This window comes from Streptomyces sp. NBC_00503 (assembly GCF_036346895.1).
In the GTDB taxonomy this organism is placed as follows: domain Bacteria; phylum Actinomycetota; class Actinomycetes; order Streptomycetales; family Streptomycetaceae; genus Streptomyces.
In genome coordinates this window covers 8,046,129-8,063,085 of the sequence record NZ_CP107855.1, presented here as the reverse complement: position 1 = coordinate 8,063,085, position 16,957 = coordinate 8,046,129, and the positions used below count along the sequence as shown (strand labels likewise).

18 protein-coding genes and 1 pseudogene are annotated in these 16,957 nt (G+C 69.2%); 17 read left to right on the top strand and 2 right to left on the bottom strand.

All coding sequences use genetic code 11. From position 1 onward, the window contains the following. The first annotated feature begins 183 nt into the window (after positions 1-183). From OG490_RS36870 to OG490_RS36860, 3 genes and pseudogenes are all read left to right on the top strand, one after another. The gene (locus tag OG490_RS36870; protein WP_330300627.1) at positions 184-1,296 is read left to right on the top strand and encodes a sensor histidine kinase; all 1,113 of its coding nucleotides are present in this window, start codon (positions 184-186) and stop codon (positions 1,294-1,296) included. After that, on the top strand, positions 1,293-1,946 hold the full coding sequence (locus OG490_RS36865; protein WP_330300626.1) for a response regulator transcription factor: 654 nt from the start codon (positions 1,293-1,295) through the stop codon (positions 1,944-1,946). Before OG490_RS36870 ends, OG490_RS36865 begins: the two co-directional genes overlap by 4 nt. After that, a pseudogene (locus OG490_RS36860) lies at positions 1,913-2,388 on the top strand (IS21 family transposase); the annotation flags it as partial. The gene OG490_RS36865 and the pseudogene OG490_RS36860, both read left to right, overlap by 34 nt. Positions 2,389-2,423: 35 nt before the next feature. Here the strand turns inward: OG490_RS36860 and OG490_RS36855 are convergent. Both OG490_RS36855 and OG490_RS36850 read right to left on the bottom strand, forming a co-directional pair. Continuing rightward, a complete protein-coding gene (locus OG490_RS36855; protein WP_330300625.1) occupies positions 2,424-2,918 on the bottom strand; it encodes an SAM-dependent methyltransferase in 495 nt (164 codons plus the stop codon). Positions 2,919-2,992: 74 nt separating this feature from the next. Then, positions 2,993-4,039 carry a Tat pathway signal protein gene (locus OG490_RS36850; RefSeq protein ID WP_330300624.1) on the bottom strand — a complete coding sequence of 349 codons (1,047 nt, stop codon included), beginning with the start codon at positions 4,037-4,039 and terminating at the stop codon, positions 2,993-2,995. A gap of 536 nt (positions 4,040-4,575) precedes the next feature. Here OG490_RS36850 and OG490_RS36845 point away from each other — a divergent pair. From OG490_RS36845 to OG490_RS36780, 14 genes are all read left to right on the top strand, one after another. Next, the gene (locus OG490_RS36845) at positions 4,576-5,082 is read left to right on the top strand and encodes a hypothetical protein (RefSeq protein WP_330300623.1); all 507 of its coding nucleotides are present in this window, start codon (positions 4,576-4,578) and stop codon (positions 5,080-5,082) included. Between the two features lie 62 nt (positions 5,083-5,144). Continuing rightward, on the top strand, positions 5,145-5,555 hold the full coding sequence (locus tag OG490_RS36840) for a hypothetical protein (protein WP_330300622.1): 411 nt from the start codon (positions 5,145-5,147) through the stop codon (positions 5,553-5,555). 83 nt (positions 5,556-5,638) lie between these two features. Further along, positions 5,639-5,839, top strand: a complete 201-nt coding sequence (locus tag OG490_RS36835) for a DUF5999 family protein (protein WP_330300621.1) — start codon at positions 5,639-5,641, stop codon at positions 5,837-5,839. Continuing rightward, the gene (locus tag OG490_RS36830) at positions 5,836-6,606 is read left to right on the top strand and encodes an HAD family hydrolase (RefSeq protein ID WP_330300620.1); all 771 of its coding nucleotides are present in this window, start codon (positions 5,836-5,838) and stop codon (positions 6,604-6,606) included. Before OG490_RS36835 ends, OG490_RS36830 begins: the two co-directional genes overlap by 4 nt. Next, positions 6,603-8,456, top strand: coding sequence for a hypothetical protein (locus tag OG490_RS36825; RefSeq protein WP_330300619.1), 1,854 nt, complete (start codon positions 6,603-6,605; stop codon positions 8,454-8,456). Before OG490_RS36830 ends, OG490_RS36825 begins: the two co-directional genes overlap by 4 nt. After that, entirely contained in the window at positions 8,453-9,403 is a 951-nt protein-coding gene (locus OG490_RS36820; RefSeq protein ID WP_330300618.1) for a thymidylate synthase, read from the top strand. Before OG490_RS36825 ends, OG490_RS36820 begins: the two co-directional genes overlap by 4 nt. An 8-nt stretch (positions 9,404-9,411) precedes the next feature. Beyond that, complete coding sequence (locus tag OG490_RS36815; protein WP_330300617.1) at positions 9,412-11,130, top strand: carbamoyltransferase family protein; 1,719 nt, start codon at positions 9,412-9,414, stop codon at positions 11,128-11,130. Further along, the gene (locus OG490_RS36810; RefSeq protein WP_330300616.1) at positions 11,127-12,179 is read left to right on the top strand and encodes a glycosyltransferase family protein; all 1,053 of its coding nucleotides are present in this window, start codon (positions 11,127-11,129) and stop codon (positions 12,177-12,179) included. Before OG490_RS36815 ends, OG490_RS36810 begins: the two co-directional genes overlap by 4 nt. A gap of 96 nt (positions 12,180-12,275) precedes the next feature. Continuing rightward, positions 12,276-12,785 (top strand): topology modulation protein, encoded by a 510-nt coding sequence (locus tag OG490_RS36805; RefSeq protein ID WP_330300615.1) that lies wholly within the window; start codon positions 12,276-12,278, stop codon positions 12,783-12,785. Positions 12,786-12,816: 31 nt separating this feature from the next. Beyond that, entirely contained in the window at positions 12,817-13,662 is an 846-nt protein-coding gene (locus OG490_RS36800; protein ID WP_330300614.1) for a class I SAM-dependent methyltransferase, read from the top strand. Continuing rightward, complete coding sequence (locus OG490_RS36795; protein WP_330300613.1) at positions 13,659-14,420, top strand: phosphotransferase; 762 nt, start codon at positions 13,659-13,661, stop codon at positions 14,418-14,420. Before OG490_RS36800 ends, OG490_RS36795 begins: the two co-directional genes overlap by 4 nt. Then, the gene (locus OG490_RS36790) at positions 14,417-15,064 is read left to right on the top strand and encodes a histidine phosphatase family protein (RefSeq protein ID WP_330300612.1); all 648 of its coding nucleotides are present in this window, start codon (positions 14,417-14,419) and stop codon (positions 15,062-15,064) included. Before OG490_RS36795 ends, OG490_RS36790 begins: the two co-directional genes overlap by 4 nt. A gap of 62 nt (positions 15,065-15,126) precedes the next feature. Further along, positions 15,127-15,897 (top strand): phosphotransferase, encoded by a 771-nt coding sequence (locus tag OG490_RS36785; RefSeq protein WP_330300611.1) that lies wholly within the window; start codon positions 15,127-15,129, stop codon positions 15,895-15,897. Between the two features lie 38 nt (positions 15,898-15,935). Then, the gene (locus OG490_RS36780) at positions 15,936-16,931 is read left to right on the top strand and encodes an NAD-dependent epimerase/dehydratase family protein (RefSeq protein WP_330300610.1); all 996 of its coding nucleotides are present in this window, start codon (positions 15,936-15,938) and stop codon (positions 16,929-16,931) included. The last annotated feature ends 26 nt before the right edge of the window (positions 16,932-16,957 follow it).

Below are 16,957 nucleotides of genomic sequence, written 5' to 3'. Positions count from 1 at the left end.
CGTCAGTGTGGACGGCCCGTCACAGGCACTTCCGCTCACCCTCGATCTTGACGAAGACGTCCGCCCGGCCTGCCACTTCGCAGATGGGGCCGATATATCCTAGGTTCGTCCTGCTGATCCCATACGGTGGTATTTAGCGGAAAGCGAGAGTATGGGGTGCAGGTGCGGCTGAGTAGGGCGGATGTGGGACTGAGTGCGGGCACCGTCGTACTTGGTGTAGCGGACGCCGTCACCGCACGCCATGTCTCCGATTTCGGTCTCCTCCCCGACGACCTCTGGGTCGAAGTCGCGATCGTCGGCGTTCTCGGCTTTCTCCTGCTGTTCCGCCGCTTCTGGCCCCTTCCTGTGGCAGCGGCGGTGATCGTCGGGGACTTGCTCGCGTACGCACCGGCCGCCCTCGCCCTGGCCATGTTCACCGTTGCCAGGCAGGTCCGCCCCCCTGCCTGGCTGTGGGGCACCGTCGGCACGGCCTCGGTGCTGCACGCGCTCGCCATGGGCTGCCCGTGCGCAGGCGTAGCCAGCCGTACGGTCTCCCAGCTGCTCGGATTCGTGGCAGTGCCGGCACTCGCGGGGCTGTACCTGCGAACCCGCCACGAACTGGCTGGGCAGATCGCCGAGGAGAACCGCGAGCGGGCCATCGCGCAGGAGCGCTCCCGGATCGCGAAGGAGATGCACGACGTCGTTGCCCACCGGGTCAGCCATATGGTGCTGCGGGCCGGCGCGATCGAAGTGGCCGCCGACCGGGGCACCGCCTGGGTGGCCCAAGAAGCCTGCGCCATCGCCGACACTGGACGCGAGGCCGTCGAGGAGCTCCACACCATCCTCGGCGTGCTCTCCACCGGCTCTACGGCCCCAGCGCCCCGGGCCCCCCAGCCCACACTGGAGAACCTCCCGGACCTCGTCACCGACGCCCAGGCGATCGGCCTGCCCACCACCCTGACCATGCAGGGCACGGCCCCGGACGAACTCCCGCCAGACACACAGCGCACTGTGTACCGGCTGGTCCAAGAGGCGCTCACCAACGCCGCGAAATACGCACCCGGCGCCCGCACCCGCGTCGGTCTCGAACGCCTCCCGGGCGCCGTGCGGCTGGAAATCGTCAACGAACGGCCCCCGCGGCGCGGCACTTCCCCCCTCCCCAGCGGCGGGTTCGGCCTCATCGGCATGCAGGAACGCGTTGACTTGCTCGGCGGCACCTTCCACTCCGGCGCCACTCCCGAAGGCGGCTTTCGGGTACAGGCATACATCCCGGTCACCGGACCGGCACACGCACCCCACAAGGAGTCGGCCCCTTGATCACCATCCTGATCTCCGACGACGACGCCGTGGTCCGCGCCGGACTGCGCACCATCCTGGAGTCAGCCGACGACATCACTGTCATCGGCGAGGCCGCCGACGGCGAGGACGCCCTTACCCAGGCCCGGGCCCTCACCCCCGAAGTCGTACTCATGGACATCCGCATGCCCCGCCTCGACGGCCTGACCGCCACCCGACGTCTGACCACCATGCCCGATCCGCCCAAGGTGATCATCCTGACCACCTTCACCCTCGACGAATACGTCGACGAGGCCGTACAGGCCGGCGCCTCGGGCTATCTCCGCAAGGACACCCAGCCCAGAGACCTCATCCACGCCGTACGCAGCGTCGCTGCCGGAGACGCAGTGCTGTCCCCCTCCGTCACCCGGCGAGTCCTCGCCACCGCTCATACCGCCAGACCAGCCGTCGACCCCGCCGTGCGCGCACGCCTCGGCACCCTGACCCCGCGCGAGCGGGAAGTCCTCGTCCTGGTCGGCCAAGGACTGTCCAACGCTTCTATCTCCGCCACCTTGTTCATGTCGGAGTCCACTGTGAAAGCCCACGTCAGTAACGTGCTGTCCAAACTCGGTGCCGACAACCGCGTCCAGGCCGCGATCCTCTCCCACCAAGCGGGACTCACCGACGAGTGAACCGCCCCGGATCGGCCAGAGACCCCGGACACCCCGTCCCGCACGATCTCATCGACACCCGGGTCTGGGCGCGGTTCCACGGCGACGAACTCATCGTCACCGCCGTCGAGGAGAACGGATCGGCCCGCGAGGTCGCTCGCCACCACCGCGGCCAGCCCGGCCCACCCGTTCGCGACGACGCCCATTATCCGCCCCGCGAGGACGAGGAACCGACCACACCCCGCGAGCCACCTCAGCGGAAGAGGCGGCATTCCTCCAGCTCGGGCCTTGCGCCGCGTCCTGGCTGATCGAGGCCGGCGCCGCCGGAGTCCGCCGCATCAAGGCGAAGATGGCCGAGGCCGTCGCCCTCTCCAAGCTCTACTCGATCGCGGAAGTCGACCGCGCGATCGGCACCGCCGCAGTCACCGCTCGCTTCGCCGAGAAGGACCTGTTGTCGATCCTCGCGCGCGAAGGCCGCCGCTCACAAATTCGTGGACCCTACAAGGTGGTGCGATCAGCCGCCGCTGCCCAGTAGGTCGGGTCCAGCATTTCGCCCGGCCAGGCCGGCTGAGTGACAGGCCCTCGCGGCCCCATCTGCTCGAAGTACGGCGCGATGTCGTAGATGGGCGTGCCGTCGACGGCGTCGAGGTCCGTGACGTGCAGGTCGTAGCCAACGACCTTGATCAGACGCGGGAAGCTCAGCGCGAGTTGATTGGGGCGGCGGTGGTTTCGGTGTACGAACGTACCTGTGGCAGGCCAGCGGCTGTCACCGCGCGGGCTCCGTGCGTGGAGCTGGACATCGTCCGGCGATGCCCGGTGAAAGTGCCACAGGACGGTCAAGTGAGAGAACTCCTCGATGCCCTGCAGGGTCTCGATCGGGAACTGCCCATCAACGCGGATGACGGACTCGACGCCGCCTTGGAAATCATCTGCGACGGTCCTATGGCCGCCGATCACCGTGGCGATCTGCTGGATCCGAAGCGTCTCAGGCATGTGTCGTCGTCCCTCCTGGTCCCCGTCCCGACATCTCCTAGCGACCGATGGGGGCGGGCGATGTGCTGGCGGCGTCAGCCTACGGTGCGCAGGACTTCGCGGGCACGGGAGTCCACCTCGGCGGCTGTCCGGCCACCTCGCGCGAGCACCGGGGAGAGCGTTCGGCGCATCTGGACGACGGTGTCGTAGACGCGGCCGGACTGGACTCCGGCGGAGACGACGTCCAGGGCCCGGTTCCAGGTGGCACAGGCGGCATCGACGTGGCCCTGTTGTGCTTGGACGGCGCCGAGGTAGCCCAGGGTGACGGCATGTGTTCGGGAGTAGGGCAGGGCGCGGGTCCGAACGCTGTGCCGGAACTGCGCTTCGGCGGCGGGGAGGTCGCCCATGTCGCGCAGTGCTGCGGCGGTTTCGTGTGCGAGCGCGGCTTCACCGAAGAAGGTGACCCGGGCCGGGGCGTCGGCGCCGTCAGCCTGGGTGAGATCGCTCTCCGCCTGCTGGAGTGCGACTCGGGCTTCTTTCCGCCTCCCGGCGAGCGCAAGGGCGCGGGCGTGTACGACTCCGAGGAGCGCCCGCTCTCGGGGGGCCGCCTGGGCATAGCGGCGTTGCCCGAGCGAGCCTTCGGCGAGTTCGAGGGCGCGGGCAGGATGGTGGAGGTCGACGGCCTGGTGGGCGGCCGCTCTCAGGATGTGGCCCGCGAGCGGTCCGTTGTCCGCTTCGGCGGCCAGACGCAGGGCGATGCCGAAGTGGCGTTGGGCGATGGCATGGTCTCCGGAGTCGAAGCTCATCCAGCCGGCCAAGTACACGAGCTCAGCCGCGGCCGACATGAGCTCGGTGCGCAGCTCCTCCGTGGGAATCCGTGCGGAGACGAAGGCGGCAACGTCGTTGGTGAGGTAGGAGGTCAGCGCGCCGCGGCCGGCACGGCCGCCGAGGCGCTGGTCCTGGCGGGAGAAGTACTCCATGGCGTCCCGTAGCGCCTCGACGTGGGCGGGAGTCACCGTCAGCCGGGACAGTGCCGGGCGGCTTCGCGCCTCTTCGAGGGTCTTGCCCCACCAGGTCTCGGACGGGACTGCGGCTCCGGCAGCCGAGTAGGCCGAATCCGCGAGTACCTGTCGGCGGGTCATGTCCATGCCTTGTCCCCCGTGATGTGCCAGATCGGCCAGTGCGATCATTGTCGCCACGTCCCAGCCTGGCCCGCCCAGTTGATCGGGATCCGGCACGTGATCAAGGCCGATCTGCGCAGGGGTGACCGCACGGCCGAGCCGTCGCGACAGCGTCTCGCACAAGATAGATGCCGTTTTGGCGTCCGGGCGCGATCCGAGCACCCACTGCGAAACGTGGGTACGCGCGACACGTAGGAGATCCGCGTGGCCGGCTTCCGCCGCTGCTCGGCGGAAGTGGGCGGCGGTCTGCTCCTGCGACCAGCCTGCCTCACGGATGACCTCTGCCAAGGCGTTGTTACGGGTACGCGGCATGGTCCGCTCCCATCCCAGAAAACGATCTTTAGCAGCGTTAGCAGCCTCGCTGTCGACTCAGGGATACCCGCCGCCCCGGCGGCGCGGTTTCCTCATCAGGAAGCTAGCCCCCAACACCCGCCTCATGAAGGGGAATCCGGCGCAATGGCCCGAACGGGCTGCCCAACGTCCATGAGAAGGGATTCATGATGGTGACGCTCTGGCCGCCAACGAACCGCGACGGTGCCGCCTTGATCCGCGCCTACGAGGACCTGCTCTCCTGGCCCCTGATCGTCGGCACCGAGATCGTCTCGGCCGGGCGTGCGCTCCAGCTGATGGGCGAGCGGGAGCACATGCTGCACACCACCTGCTCCGCGTTCGATGCGGTCTTCGTGCCGGCCGCGCTGGGCTCGGATGTGCTGGTGCTCGCCGACCGTCGTGATGCAGCCCTCGCTCCGATTCCTGCCCTGACGTACGGCAACGGAGAAAAGGTGCTGCTCGTCGAACCAGAGACCGCCCGGCCCCTCACGGCCGTAGTCGATGTTCGCGTTGAGTCCGGCCCTGGCGGCCGTATCGCCCTGCCCCCTTCGAGGGGAGCGCGCTGGGATACCTGGCCCTGGGAGCTGGCAGAGCCCAAGCCCGTCCCGCTGACCAACGGTGTCCGGCTCCTGCCGGTACTGCGGACCGCTCTGGCCAACACACCGACTGGCTAGTTCTCCCGTCCGACCTCCGGCACGTCTCCGCCCCCTTCACGTCGTCTCACCGAGGTGTCGCCATGTCCGTCTCCACCGCCTCCCAGCTGAGTTCGCCAAAGGACCTTCTCCACTTCATCAACGGACTGACGCGCGCCCGGGAGCTGACCTCCTTATCGGAGGCCTCCCGTACTTGGGACGCCCTGGAGTTGGTGACTGGTCCTTCAGCTCCAACCTCGGACGAGCTTCCGGCACTCATCACGGAGCTTCATGGAGTTCTGCACACCCTCGACAGTTGCGCACCGAGGCTTCTGGCAATCCATCGGCAGGCGGTGGAACCGGGGGCAGCGGAGGAAGAGGCGATGGCCGAGGCACTCAGCCGAGCGCGGCGCCTGCTCAGCAGCCCGACGGCCGCTCGGACCGATCTGGGCTACGTGCGCCTCCTGGCCGCGGCGGCAGGGGCGATCTTCGATCTCGCCGGCGACGCGCCCTAAGCCGCCGCGTACCAGGTGCGCATCACCGGTCACACGTCCGCCCCGGCACCCCGCCGTGGCTCCACAGCCTCTGAGGACACCTCATGTGCGAGCACCAACCGCCCTGCCCGAAAGCCGCGTCTGGAGACCGGGAGAGAGCCCTTCGCGTGGCCGATGCCGTCGAGCAGGGCTGGAGCCTCCTGTGCAACGGCTTGATCGTCTTCGACGACACCGGCGCCCTGCTGCCCGACGGGCAGATCATCGCCCCGCTCCGCCTGATCCCCGCGCTCGCCACTACCTCATGACCGTTTCCCCCGCTGAAGCCCCCAAGAGAGGGCCCATGACCGCCCCCACCCCAACAGCACCACCTGCTCCGGTCACATCCAGATACGCAACAGGAGAGAGGCAGCGTGCGGACGACACACCCCGCGCCCTCCTTCTCGACCTCGATGGCGTCCTTCTCGACACCCGGCCGGTCATGGAGAAGGCTTGGCACGAGGTCCAAGTCGCTCATGGCCTCGACATGCCCTTCGCCTCGTATGAGCGCCACCTGGGGCGCGAGTTCAGTGACATCATGCGCCGCCTCGGAGTGCGGGACGCCGAGCTCGTCTTCGAGACGTACGAGTCGGCGTCCCGGGGCGCCTCGCATCTGGCCCAACAGTTCGTCGGCATGGCAGAAGTCCTCCACGCCTTCGCTGCCGCGGACTGGCGGCTGGGAGTCGTGACGTCCAAGCCCCTGGACCGTGCCGCACCGCTGCTCGCCCAACTCGGCTGCCCGTTCGCCACCATCCGGACACCGGACAGCGCGGGACGCGCGAAGCCGGCGCCGGACCCGATTCTGCTGGCCCTGATCGATCTAGGGATCGACCCCTCTGCGGCCACGTATGTGGGAGACATGTCAGTCGACCAAGAGGCTGCGGCGCGCGCCGGAGTCGCCTACATCCACGCGGGCTGGGGATACGGCCAGCCCACCTCACCCCTTCCGGAAACCGTCGCGTCACCGCAGGAGCTGCTGCAGCTCCTCCAGTCCGCCGGGCCGTCCGAGCCATCGGCCGCAGGGAGCTTGGTGTGAATACCCGTCAGACCGGCGGCCTATGTCTGGTCCGCTCCGACCTCGGCGGCCAGGCGCGATGGGCTCTCGTCGGCGGCGACGCCCTCGGCAACGTAGAGACCGACTGCGTCGAGACGGCTGAGCTGGAAGCCGTACCCCTCGACCGCGGCGAACTGCGCAACCTCGTCGAGACCGTAATGGCCGCCTTGGAGAGCACCAGCGCCGGGCTCGTCTCCACGCCCCGTGGGGCCAGCTGGCTACATGTCCAGCACGTTCCCGTTCGGCGCTTCGTGGCCGAGATCCTGCGCAAACTGCTCGCCCTGAGCGCCTGGGAGCCGTTCGCGACTTCTCCCGGGCCCGTGGCCCTTGCCCCACACGAAGGGCTCGTCGGTCTGCGTTCGAGCAGCTCGAGGGAGTACCTCGCCTACACCGTTACCTGGTCCGGCATCGCCTACCTCCTCGGAGCAGCGGCCGCGGAAATCCCTTGCTGCTCAGCCCAGTTACGCGATCTCTCCCGGACCGGCACGGCGCCTACGGAGTCAAACCTGCTCCCCTCAGATCTGCGCCAGAAGGACGTCGTCGCTCTGTCCTGGTCCTCCCGTCATGCGGCGACCCTGATGCCGGTGCTCGTCGAGCTGGAGCGCGACGGGCGGACGAGCCTCATGCTCGACCTCGCCACCGACCCGGCGGAACGATACCCGGCACCGGTGGGATCGGGCATCGGCCTGTTTACGCCGCCGAGTGACCTCTTCGCCCTTTCCGGCACCGCTGAGAACCTCTACCTGCCCGAGGACCACCACACGGTCCGCATTAAGAACCACTCAGTCGAACTCGCCCGAGTGGTTGCGCTCTTGTCCGTGCTTCTGGAATCAAGTGGAGGGTGCACACAGCCCTCGTGGCGCACCCTCGTACAGCTGGAAACATGGCTGGACGGCGTCCTCTCCGCAACCCGGCCGCATACCGTCCTACTCAGCAACGACACCAGCCCGCTGGGCGCGCTGGCCGTACACGCGGCGGAACGCCACGGCGCGAATACGGTGCACGTCCAGCACGGAGCATGGACGGCGGAGTCGGCGGCACGGCCGACTCTGCACAGTCGCGACGTCGTAGTCATGGGGGAACGGGACCGCCCGCTGGCGGCAGCCTGGGCACACCACCCCGACACAGAAGTGCACGTACTGGGACAGCCCCGTTTCGATGCACTCGCCGGCCTCAGCCGTGAGGCGCAGCGGTGGTACCTGGAGACCCTGCTGGCATCCGGCAACCGCCGTGCTCCTGCCCGGATCGCGGTATGGGCCTGCCAGCCGTTTGGCCCCGATCGACTCAAGTCCCAGGCAGATCTTCTCCTGGAGGGACTACGGGCGGCGGGCAGCGACTGGGGGCTCGTGATCGCCCCGCATCCGGCACAGAGCCCCGACGTCTTCTCGTCGCTGCTCCGGAGGGCCGGAAGGCCCCTCGTGGCCATCGCCAATCCGCGCGTCGGCGCCCGCGGCTGCCTCGCCGGTGCCGACGTGCTGGCGAGTGCGTACTCGACGTGCGGGATCGAGGCCGCGCTCCTTGGCGTTCCGGTCCTCGAAATCGGCTCACCGGGCGAACGCACGCTGGACCTGGCCAGCCATGGCCTCGCGAAACGGTGCAGCGACGCCCACGACGTCGCCGGAGTGCTCTCTGCCCTGCGCGATCCCCGCCCGCCTGTCCCGCAGACGGCCACGGACGCCGTGTGCCGGTGGCGCGGTGACAGTGCCGCCCGGGTCGCCCGTCTCATCATCCAGCGTGCCGAAGCCCGTGCCATGTCTTCCGCTCACCTCCACCACCATGCCCACGGCGCGGCCTCTGTGCCGCCCCAGGGCAAAGGAGTCCCTACCCCATGACGCACCTCACTGCCGACAGCATGGCCGAGCTGTTCGCCGGCGCTGTCTCACTGGCCAAGTCCGGCGAGCAGGTCAGCCCCCGGGGCATGGCCACCCGGGAAGTCCGCGACGTCCACCTGCTGCTCACCCAGCCGCGCGCCCGTCTCCTCTACGCACCCCCGGCCAGGATCGTGAACCCGGCCTTCGCGGTCGCCGAGACGGTCTGGCACTTGTCCGGCTCCGACGCGCCGTGGATCTTTGACTACAACGCCCGGCTCCGCGAGTACGCCGACGACGGCGTACTGCTGGGCGCGTACGGGCCCAGGATGCGGAACTGGGGCGGCAAGGTGGACCAACTGGCCCGCGTTGTGGAGATCCTGAAGGAGGACCGCGACTCCCGGCGGGCCCTGATCCAGCTCTACGACCCGGCCCAGGACGCCGCGGGGCACAAGGACGTGCCCTGCACCCTCGGCTTTCGCTTCCACCTGCGTGCCGGCCGTCTGCACATGGCGACCACGATGCGCGGCCAAGACGTGTGGATCGGCATGCCGTACGACGTGTTCTTCTACACCGTGCTGCACGAGCTGGTGGCCGGATGGCTCGACGCGGAGCTGGGAGACTTCCACCTGCACATCGGCTCGCTCCATATGTACGACAACCATGTCGAGCGGGCCGAGCAACTGGCCTCGCTCGCGGCGAGCCCGGTCATGCCGGATCTGCGGACGCCGTGGAAGGGCTTCGACGGACTGCTCCACAAGGTCGAGGCCCGCAATGCGACCGGCCATCCCGGCTGGGATGCAATGGCCCAGACGTTGTGCAGCTACCGGTTGTGGAAGGGCGGACAGCGTGAGCAGGCGTGCCGGGAGGCCGACCGGATCGAAGGTCCCCTCGGCCAGACCCTCACCGCCTGGTACGGCGAGCTGAAGCGGCGCACCCGCCAGCCCGCCGCGACTGCCGGGGCGAGGTGAGCACCGTCATGAAGCGAACCCCCTCGGTCGTCCTCGGCCTGTGCTCGTACACCCACGACTCGTCGGCTGCCCTGCTGATGGGCGGCGAACTGATCGGCTTCGTGGAGGAAGAACGCCTCTCCGAGCAGAAGCACACCAGGGCATACCCCGCCCGCGCGATCACGTGGCTGCTCGACCAGGCCAAGCTCACCGCCGCCGACGTGAACGCCGTCGCCTACAACTTCCAGCCCGCCCGCTACCTCTCCGAATCACCCGCAGCCCTTCGCATGGCGCTCGCCCCGGCGACGCGCGACCGGGCCATGGCCCGAGCACACGGGTTCGCCAAAGTGGCCGTGCGCACCCAGCGTCGCCTGCGCATGATCGGCCGGCAGTTCCCCTCCGCCCGCGTCACGCCCGTCCTGCACCACCGCGCCCACCAGCTCACGGCCTTCGCCGCCTCGGGCTGGGACGAAGCCGCCGTGCTCGTGGTCGACAGCATCGGAGAGCGGCAGACCACCACCATCGCCCGCGGACACACCGCGCTCCGCCGTCGGACGCAGACCCTGGAGGCGATCAACGACCCGGCCTCCCTCGGGTACGTGTACGGCGCCGTCACCGAGCACCTGGGCTGGCGGCGGGGCGACGAGGAGGGCACCGTCATGGCGCTGGCCGCCCTCGGAGACCCCGCCCGCTTCCGCCACCTGTTCGCCGAGGCCGTCCGCACGACCGCAACCGGCTTCCACATCAATCCGGCCTACTTCCCCACGCGCACCCTCACGTCGGGATACCCCCGGACGTCCCGGTGCTTCGTCACCGAAACCTGCCCCGAACGGCACCCGAGCGAGCCCCTGGCCGAAGTGCACAAGGACCTGGCAGCGGCCCTCCAGGAGCGGACCGAACAGGTCATGGTTCACCTGGCCCGACGCGCGCGCGTGCTCACCGACTCCCCGCGCCTGTGCGTGGGAGGAGGTGTGGCCACCAACTGCGTGAGCATCGGCCGGATCATCGAGGCCGGCATCTTCGACGAGGTCTTCGTACCTCCCGCGCCCGGCGACGCCGGCACCGCGATCGGCGCCGCCCTCGCCGTGCACCTCGACGGCCGCAGCCCCAGCCCGGTGGCCGGCATCGCCCGCACCTGCTACCTCGGCCCGTCCTACGAGGACCAGCCCCTCGACCTCACCCCCTGGCCCGGCCTTCATCAGAAGACCCCGGGCATCGAAACCGCGGAGTTCCTCGCCGACCAGCTGGCCCACGGCACCATCGTCGGCCTGTTCCAGGGGGCCGTCGAAGCCGGGCCGCGCGCCCTGGGCAACCGCTCGATCCTCGCCTCCCCGCTGGAACCCGATGTCGTCCAGCGGCTGAACGCCACTGTGAAGTTCCGCGAGCCGTTCAGGCCCTTCGCCCCCATCGTCCTGGCTGAGCACGCCGGAGAGTTCTTCACTCTCGGCCAGCAAGCGCCGTACATGTCCATGGCCTCCGGCGTGACGGACAAGGCGCGGGACCAGGTGCCGGCCATCGTGCACGCCAACGGCACCTCCCGTCTCCAGACCGTCACCAAGGAGCAAAATCCGTTCATGCACGCGGTCCTGACCGCCTTCGGCCGCCGTACCGGTGTGCCCGTGCTGATCAACACCTCCCTCAATGTCAAGGGCAAGCCGATCTGCGGGACACCGGAGATGGCCCTGGACTGCCTGGCCAACTCGGGACTCGACGCCCTGCTCCTTGAAGGGCGGTGGATCACCAAGTGAAGATCGGATACAGCTTCTGGGGCTTCCTCGGCAACGGCATCACCGACACCCCCGATGGGGGCCGCAGCCACCGCCGCCCCTTCATCGACGCCCTCCTCGCCCGCGGGCACGACATCGTCTTCCTGCAGGCCGACCGCGACCTCCTCGAAGCAGGCGACGACCTCGGCAGCGCGTACACCTTCGACTACGGCGTTCCGGACATCGACGCCCTGTTCCTGGAGTGGCGCTGGGCGATCACCGGCCGCAACACCACCGTGTGCGGGAGCGAGGGGCACACCTGCGACCTGCACCGCCAAGCCCAGCTCATCAACCACTACACCGTGCGTCACCAGACACCCACCGTCATCTGGGACAAGGACCGCACCCTGCGGACCGAGAGCGTGTGGCGGCGTACCGCCCACACCCGCGTCTGTGAGGCCGCCCTCGCACCGACCCACGGCGCGCACTCCTTGCTCTTCCCCGTCGCCGAGGGCCTCCTCGCCCAGGCAGACCCCGCAGCCCTCGCGGCACGGCCGCGGGACCTGGAGCTCAGCTACGTGGGCAACCAGTACGACCGCGACGAGCCCTTCGACCGCTTCTTCGCCCCAGCCGCCGCCCGCGTCGAGCACGTGGTCGCCGGAAAGTGGACGAAGACCGACCGCTGGCGGCACGTCCGCTTCCTGGGCCGGATCCCGTACGAGGCCGCCGCCGGCGTCTATGGCCGGTCCTTGGCCACGGTTCTCATGCTGCCCGAGCGGTACTCCGCCGTGGGGCAGATGACCCAGCGCATTTTCGAGGCCGTGCTCGCCGGATGCCTGCCCCTGGCCCCCGCGGACATCCGCTACGTCGACCGGTTCGTCCCGGGCGAGCTGATCGTGAGTTCCGGACGGGACGTGATCGAACGGCTCTCCTACCTCCGCGAGATCGCCGGCACGCAGCAGCACGCTGACTTGATCGCCACGTGCGTGGACCGCCTGCACGTGTTCGACCTGAGCAAGCAGGTCGACACCCTGGAATCCGTCCTGGACGGGCTCGTCCGACCCAGTGCGACCGAGCGAGGAGCTGCATGATGCAGACCGCTCCACAGGCCATGGCGCCTGGATCATCCGAACGCGTCCTGGAGGATGGTCCCGCCGGACACCCGGACCTCTCTACGCTGGAGCACCATGAAGAAGGTCGCCATCGTCGGCTGCGGAGGCAGCGGCAAATCCCACGTGGCCCGCGAACTGGGCACGATCCTCGATGCCCCGGTGACGCACCTGGACGCCGCGTTCTACGACGACGAGTGGAACGCGCTGCCCGTGGACAAGTTCACCGAAGTGCAGCGCGAGCTTGTCTCGCAGCCGCGGTGGGTGATCGACGGCAACTACAACTCGACGCTGCAGGTGCGGCTCGAAGCCTGCGACACGGTGGTCCTGATGGACGTATCGACCGTGGCAGCGCTGTACGGGATCTTCTCCCGGCAGATCCGGCACGGGTCCGGGCACAAGGGCAACGGCGTGCACAACCGCATCCACTGGGGCGTGATCAAGTACGTCGCCACGTACCGCCGCAAGATGCGGCCCCGGGTGCTGGCGAAGATCGAGGAGTTCGCCGCTGGAGCCGACGTGGTACTGCTGGCCAACCGGCGCCAGACGCGCCGTTGGCTACGGAAAGCCGCCGCCGAGCAGTCCTGAAGGGCCCGCGCCCCCGTACAGGGGGTGCGGTGTGAGCAAACCCAACCCGTTCCTGGACCCCGCTCGTCAGCGGGAGCTGTACGGGCATGCCTCCCGACTGGCCGGCCGGACCAGCGCCCTGATGCGCGCGAAGGCCGTCGGCCGCCCCGTGCCCGAGACGATCGTCGGCCTGGTGCAGAGCCACCACGCGCATCCGGACCAGCTCGACGTCGTGCTCGACATCGGCTGCGGGCGCGGGACGAGCAGCCTGGTCATCGCCGAGCGGCTTCGGCCGCAACGCGTCGTTGGCCTGGACGCCGCCCCGTCCCTACTCGCCCATGCCCGCGAGCGCGCCAACGAGCTGCCCGACATCGCGCTGGAGTTCCTCGAAGGGGACTTCCACGCCCTCCCGTTGCCCGCCGGGTCGTGCGACGTCGCCGTCGCCGCGTTCTGCCTCTACCACTCGCCGCAGCCCAAGGACGTCGTCGCGGAGATCACCAGGGTTCTAGCGCCCGGGGGCTTGGCCGTGCTCGTCACCAAGGGGCTCGACAGCTACCGCGATATGGACCAACTGGTCGCCAGGGCCGGGCTCGACTTGCGGGCTGAACAGCACGAGAGCCTCTACGCCAGCGCGCACAGCGGCAACCTCGCCGATCTGGCGGCCTCCTCGCTCGACGTGGTCATCGTCCAGAACGAGGAGCACACCTTCACCTTCGACGGGCACGAACACACGGCGCAGTACCTGGCCACGAACCCCAAGTACGACCTCGCACCCGGCCTGTACGGCAACCCCGGGGTGCTGGCTGCCGCCCTGCACGAGTTCCTTCCGGACCAACCACTCACCACCAGGTCCCTCATCACCTTCGTCATCGCCCAGCCGAAGAGAGGCCCGGCATGACTCCGCTGCACTTCACCAAGCGCTACCCGACGCCGGAGCGCACCGCTGCGGCGGTCCGCCACTACCGGTGGATCGGCCAGCACGCGAAGCCGCTTCGCCAGCCGGCGCTCATCTCCACGGCCTGCCACGCCCTGACGTTCGAGAGGATCGAGGGCCGCCCCGTGCGTCCGGAGGACCTCCCGCGCATGGCGGAACTCCTGGGTCACGCACATGGCGCCGCCTGGAGTAGTGACCTCCAGACGGCGTCGTTGAACACCCCGCATCGCTTCCAGGACGGCACGGATTTCGATGCCTACCTCGGGCCGCGAGAGGCTGCTCTCCGACGCCGCCACGCGGAGGGCTACCTGCCGGACAAAGTGGCCCTGTACGCGATGCTCGGCCTGCTGGAAGAGACAGCACAAGGTCCCTCTGCCTTCTACAAGGACAGCAACCCCCGGAACTTCATCATCACCGTGACCGGGGACATCGTCACGGTCGACACCGACGACCTGTCCCTCGCGCCTATGGGCTACGACCTCGCGAAGCTGATCACGACGCTCCATCTGACGTACGGACCGCTCCCGGACCAGGTCATCAACGCCGCCCTGTCCGCCTACAACATGGCGGCCGGGCGCTACGGCGTACGCCTCGGATCGACGGACCGCGAACGCCTCGACGACTTCCTCGCCCTGCACGCCGTCCTGAACGCCCCCTACGCCGGGCGCAACGGTTACCACTACAGCTGGCCGATACGCCCTCGCCCCCGAGGAACCTCATGATCACCACCGAACTCGTCTTCGTACGGCACGGCCAGGCCCAGTGCAACGCCGATGGTCTCGTCGGCGGGCCGCGCACCTGCACCGGGCTGACCGACCGCGGGTACGCCCAGGTCGAGCAGGCCGCACACCGTCTGGCCGCCGAGCACCAGAGACAGCCCTTCGACCTCGTCTACACCGGCCCGCGCGTCCGGCTGATCCAGAGCGGCGAGATCATCAGCCAGGCCCTGCAGATACCCATGTCCACCGACGAACGCCTCGACGGACCCGCCCACGGCGACGCCGACGGCAAGCCCTGGTTCACGGTGAAGACCGCCGCGGACGGCGGCCCCCACGCCCACCCGAACAGGCAGTGGGCCGCCGGCTCCGACACCTGGAACAACTACCTGGAACGCTCCAGCAGCTTCCTGCGTGAAATCATCGACCAGCACCAGGGACAGCGCGTCCTCTTCGCCGCTCACGGCGAGACCGTGATCACCGCCCATACCCTGCTCCTCGGCATTCCGATCGGCTCGCCTTCGGGCTTCACGGTCGACCACGCCTCCATCACCCGTTGGCAGGAGCACCACAACCGCCTCGGCCAGACCCGCTGGATGCTCGACCGTCACAACGACACCGAGCACCTCACGCCGGAGGCAGCCTCGTGATGACGGTGGCGGACGACCCGCGGATCCGGCTGGCGCGCAGGCTCGTGGGAACTGTCGAGATCGTGCCAGACCCGCTACTCCCTCCCCGGGTCGTACGGGTGATGGACGCCGACGGGCGCCATTTCGTCGCCAAACAACACACGGAGCACGACCGGTACTCGGGGGAAATCCACGCCTACCGAACATGGGGCACCCATCTGAACGGGCACGCCCCGAGGCTGGTCGGCCGCCACGACGCCACCCGCGCTCTGCTTCTGACCGCGCTCGCCGGCGTCCGGGCGGACACAGTGGCGCCGGGCTCACCGGAAGAGGAACTGGCCCACCACGAGGCCGGCCACGTCCTCGGCAAGCTCCACCGAGCCACCTCCATGCCCCAGGGCGGCGCCGTCGGCGCAGCGCTGGCGCAGCGCCTCCACGGCTGGATCGAGCGCGCCCTTCACTCCGACCTGATCAGCAGGGCCGAGCACAACCTGCTGAACCGCCACGCGGCCATCCTGGGCAACAGCCTCATGGACAGCGCGGTCTGCCACCTCGACTACCAACCGCGTAACTGGCTGGTCGGCGACGCCTTCGGCATCTACGACTTCGAACACATGCGACGCGACGCACGCATCCGCGACTTCGCCCGCCTCGAATTCCGGCGCTGGCAAGCCGCGCCCCACCTCCGGACCGCCTTCCTCGACGGATACGGACGCCGACTGACCGACACCGAACGACGGCTCCTGGAGTCCTTCGGCGCCATCGAGGCGGCCACCGCCCTCGTCAAGGGCCACAAAGAGAACGACCTCGCCCTGAGCACACACGGCCGAACCGTCCTGTCCCGACTCGCCTGACCTTCCCCCCTTCGACCACACCCCTTCTGGAGACTCCCGTGCCGCAGCGCGAGCAGCACCCGGCCACTGCTACCCCCCGTCGGGCCGTGGTGACCGGCTCCGCCGGATTCATCGGCTCCCATCTCGCACACGCCCTCGTCCAGGCCGGCACCACCGTGATCGGCGTCGACCGCCGCGATCCGTCCACCGACCCCACAGCCGCCGCAAACCTCGCCGTCCTGCGAGCGCTCCCCGGATACCACCACGTCACCGCCGATCTCCTCCACTGCGCGATCGACCCTCTCCTGATCGACGCGGACGCGGTCTTCCACCTCGCCGGAATCCCTGGCGTGCGGCCCTCCTGGGGACCGCAGTTCGGCAACTACCTCGCGTCCAACGTGCTGGCCACCCACCGGGTGCTGGAAGCCTGCACCCGCATCGGCGTCCCCCGACTGGTCGTCGCTTCCTCCTCCAGCGTCTACGGGCCGAACGGCGGCGGCGCGAGCATCGAAACCGACCGGCCGCAGCCGGCCTCCCCTTACGCGGTGACCAAGCTGGCCGAGGAGCAGCTCTGCCTCGCATACGCCGCGCGCCCCGGCGGACCCAGCGTCGTCGCCCTCCGGTACTTCACCGTCTACGGCCCCCGCCAACGCACGGACATGTTCACCCACCGTGCCCTGCAGGCGGCTCTGACCGGACAGATGCTGCGGCTGTACGGAGACGGCCACCAGCGACGCGACTTCACCTACATCGATGACGTGGTCACGGCCACGATCGCCGCTGCCGCGGTGCCGGGGGCGCACGGTGCGATCAACGTGGGCGGCGGGTCGAACGCGTCCCTGCTGGAAGTGATCAACATCGCCACCAGCCTCATCGGCCGCGACATCCAGATCCAGCAGGACCACGCGCGCAGCGGTGACGTCCTCCTCACCCGCGCCGACCCCAGTCGCGCCCGGGAGGTCCTCGGCTGGCAGCCACGAGTGGATCTCCACAACGGCCTGCGCTCCCACATGCAGGCCCTGGCCGCGCAGGCTCCGTACACCCGAGCGGCATGACTCCTCGGCCCGAAGCCCGAGAGGAG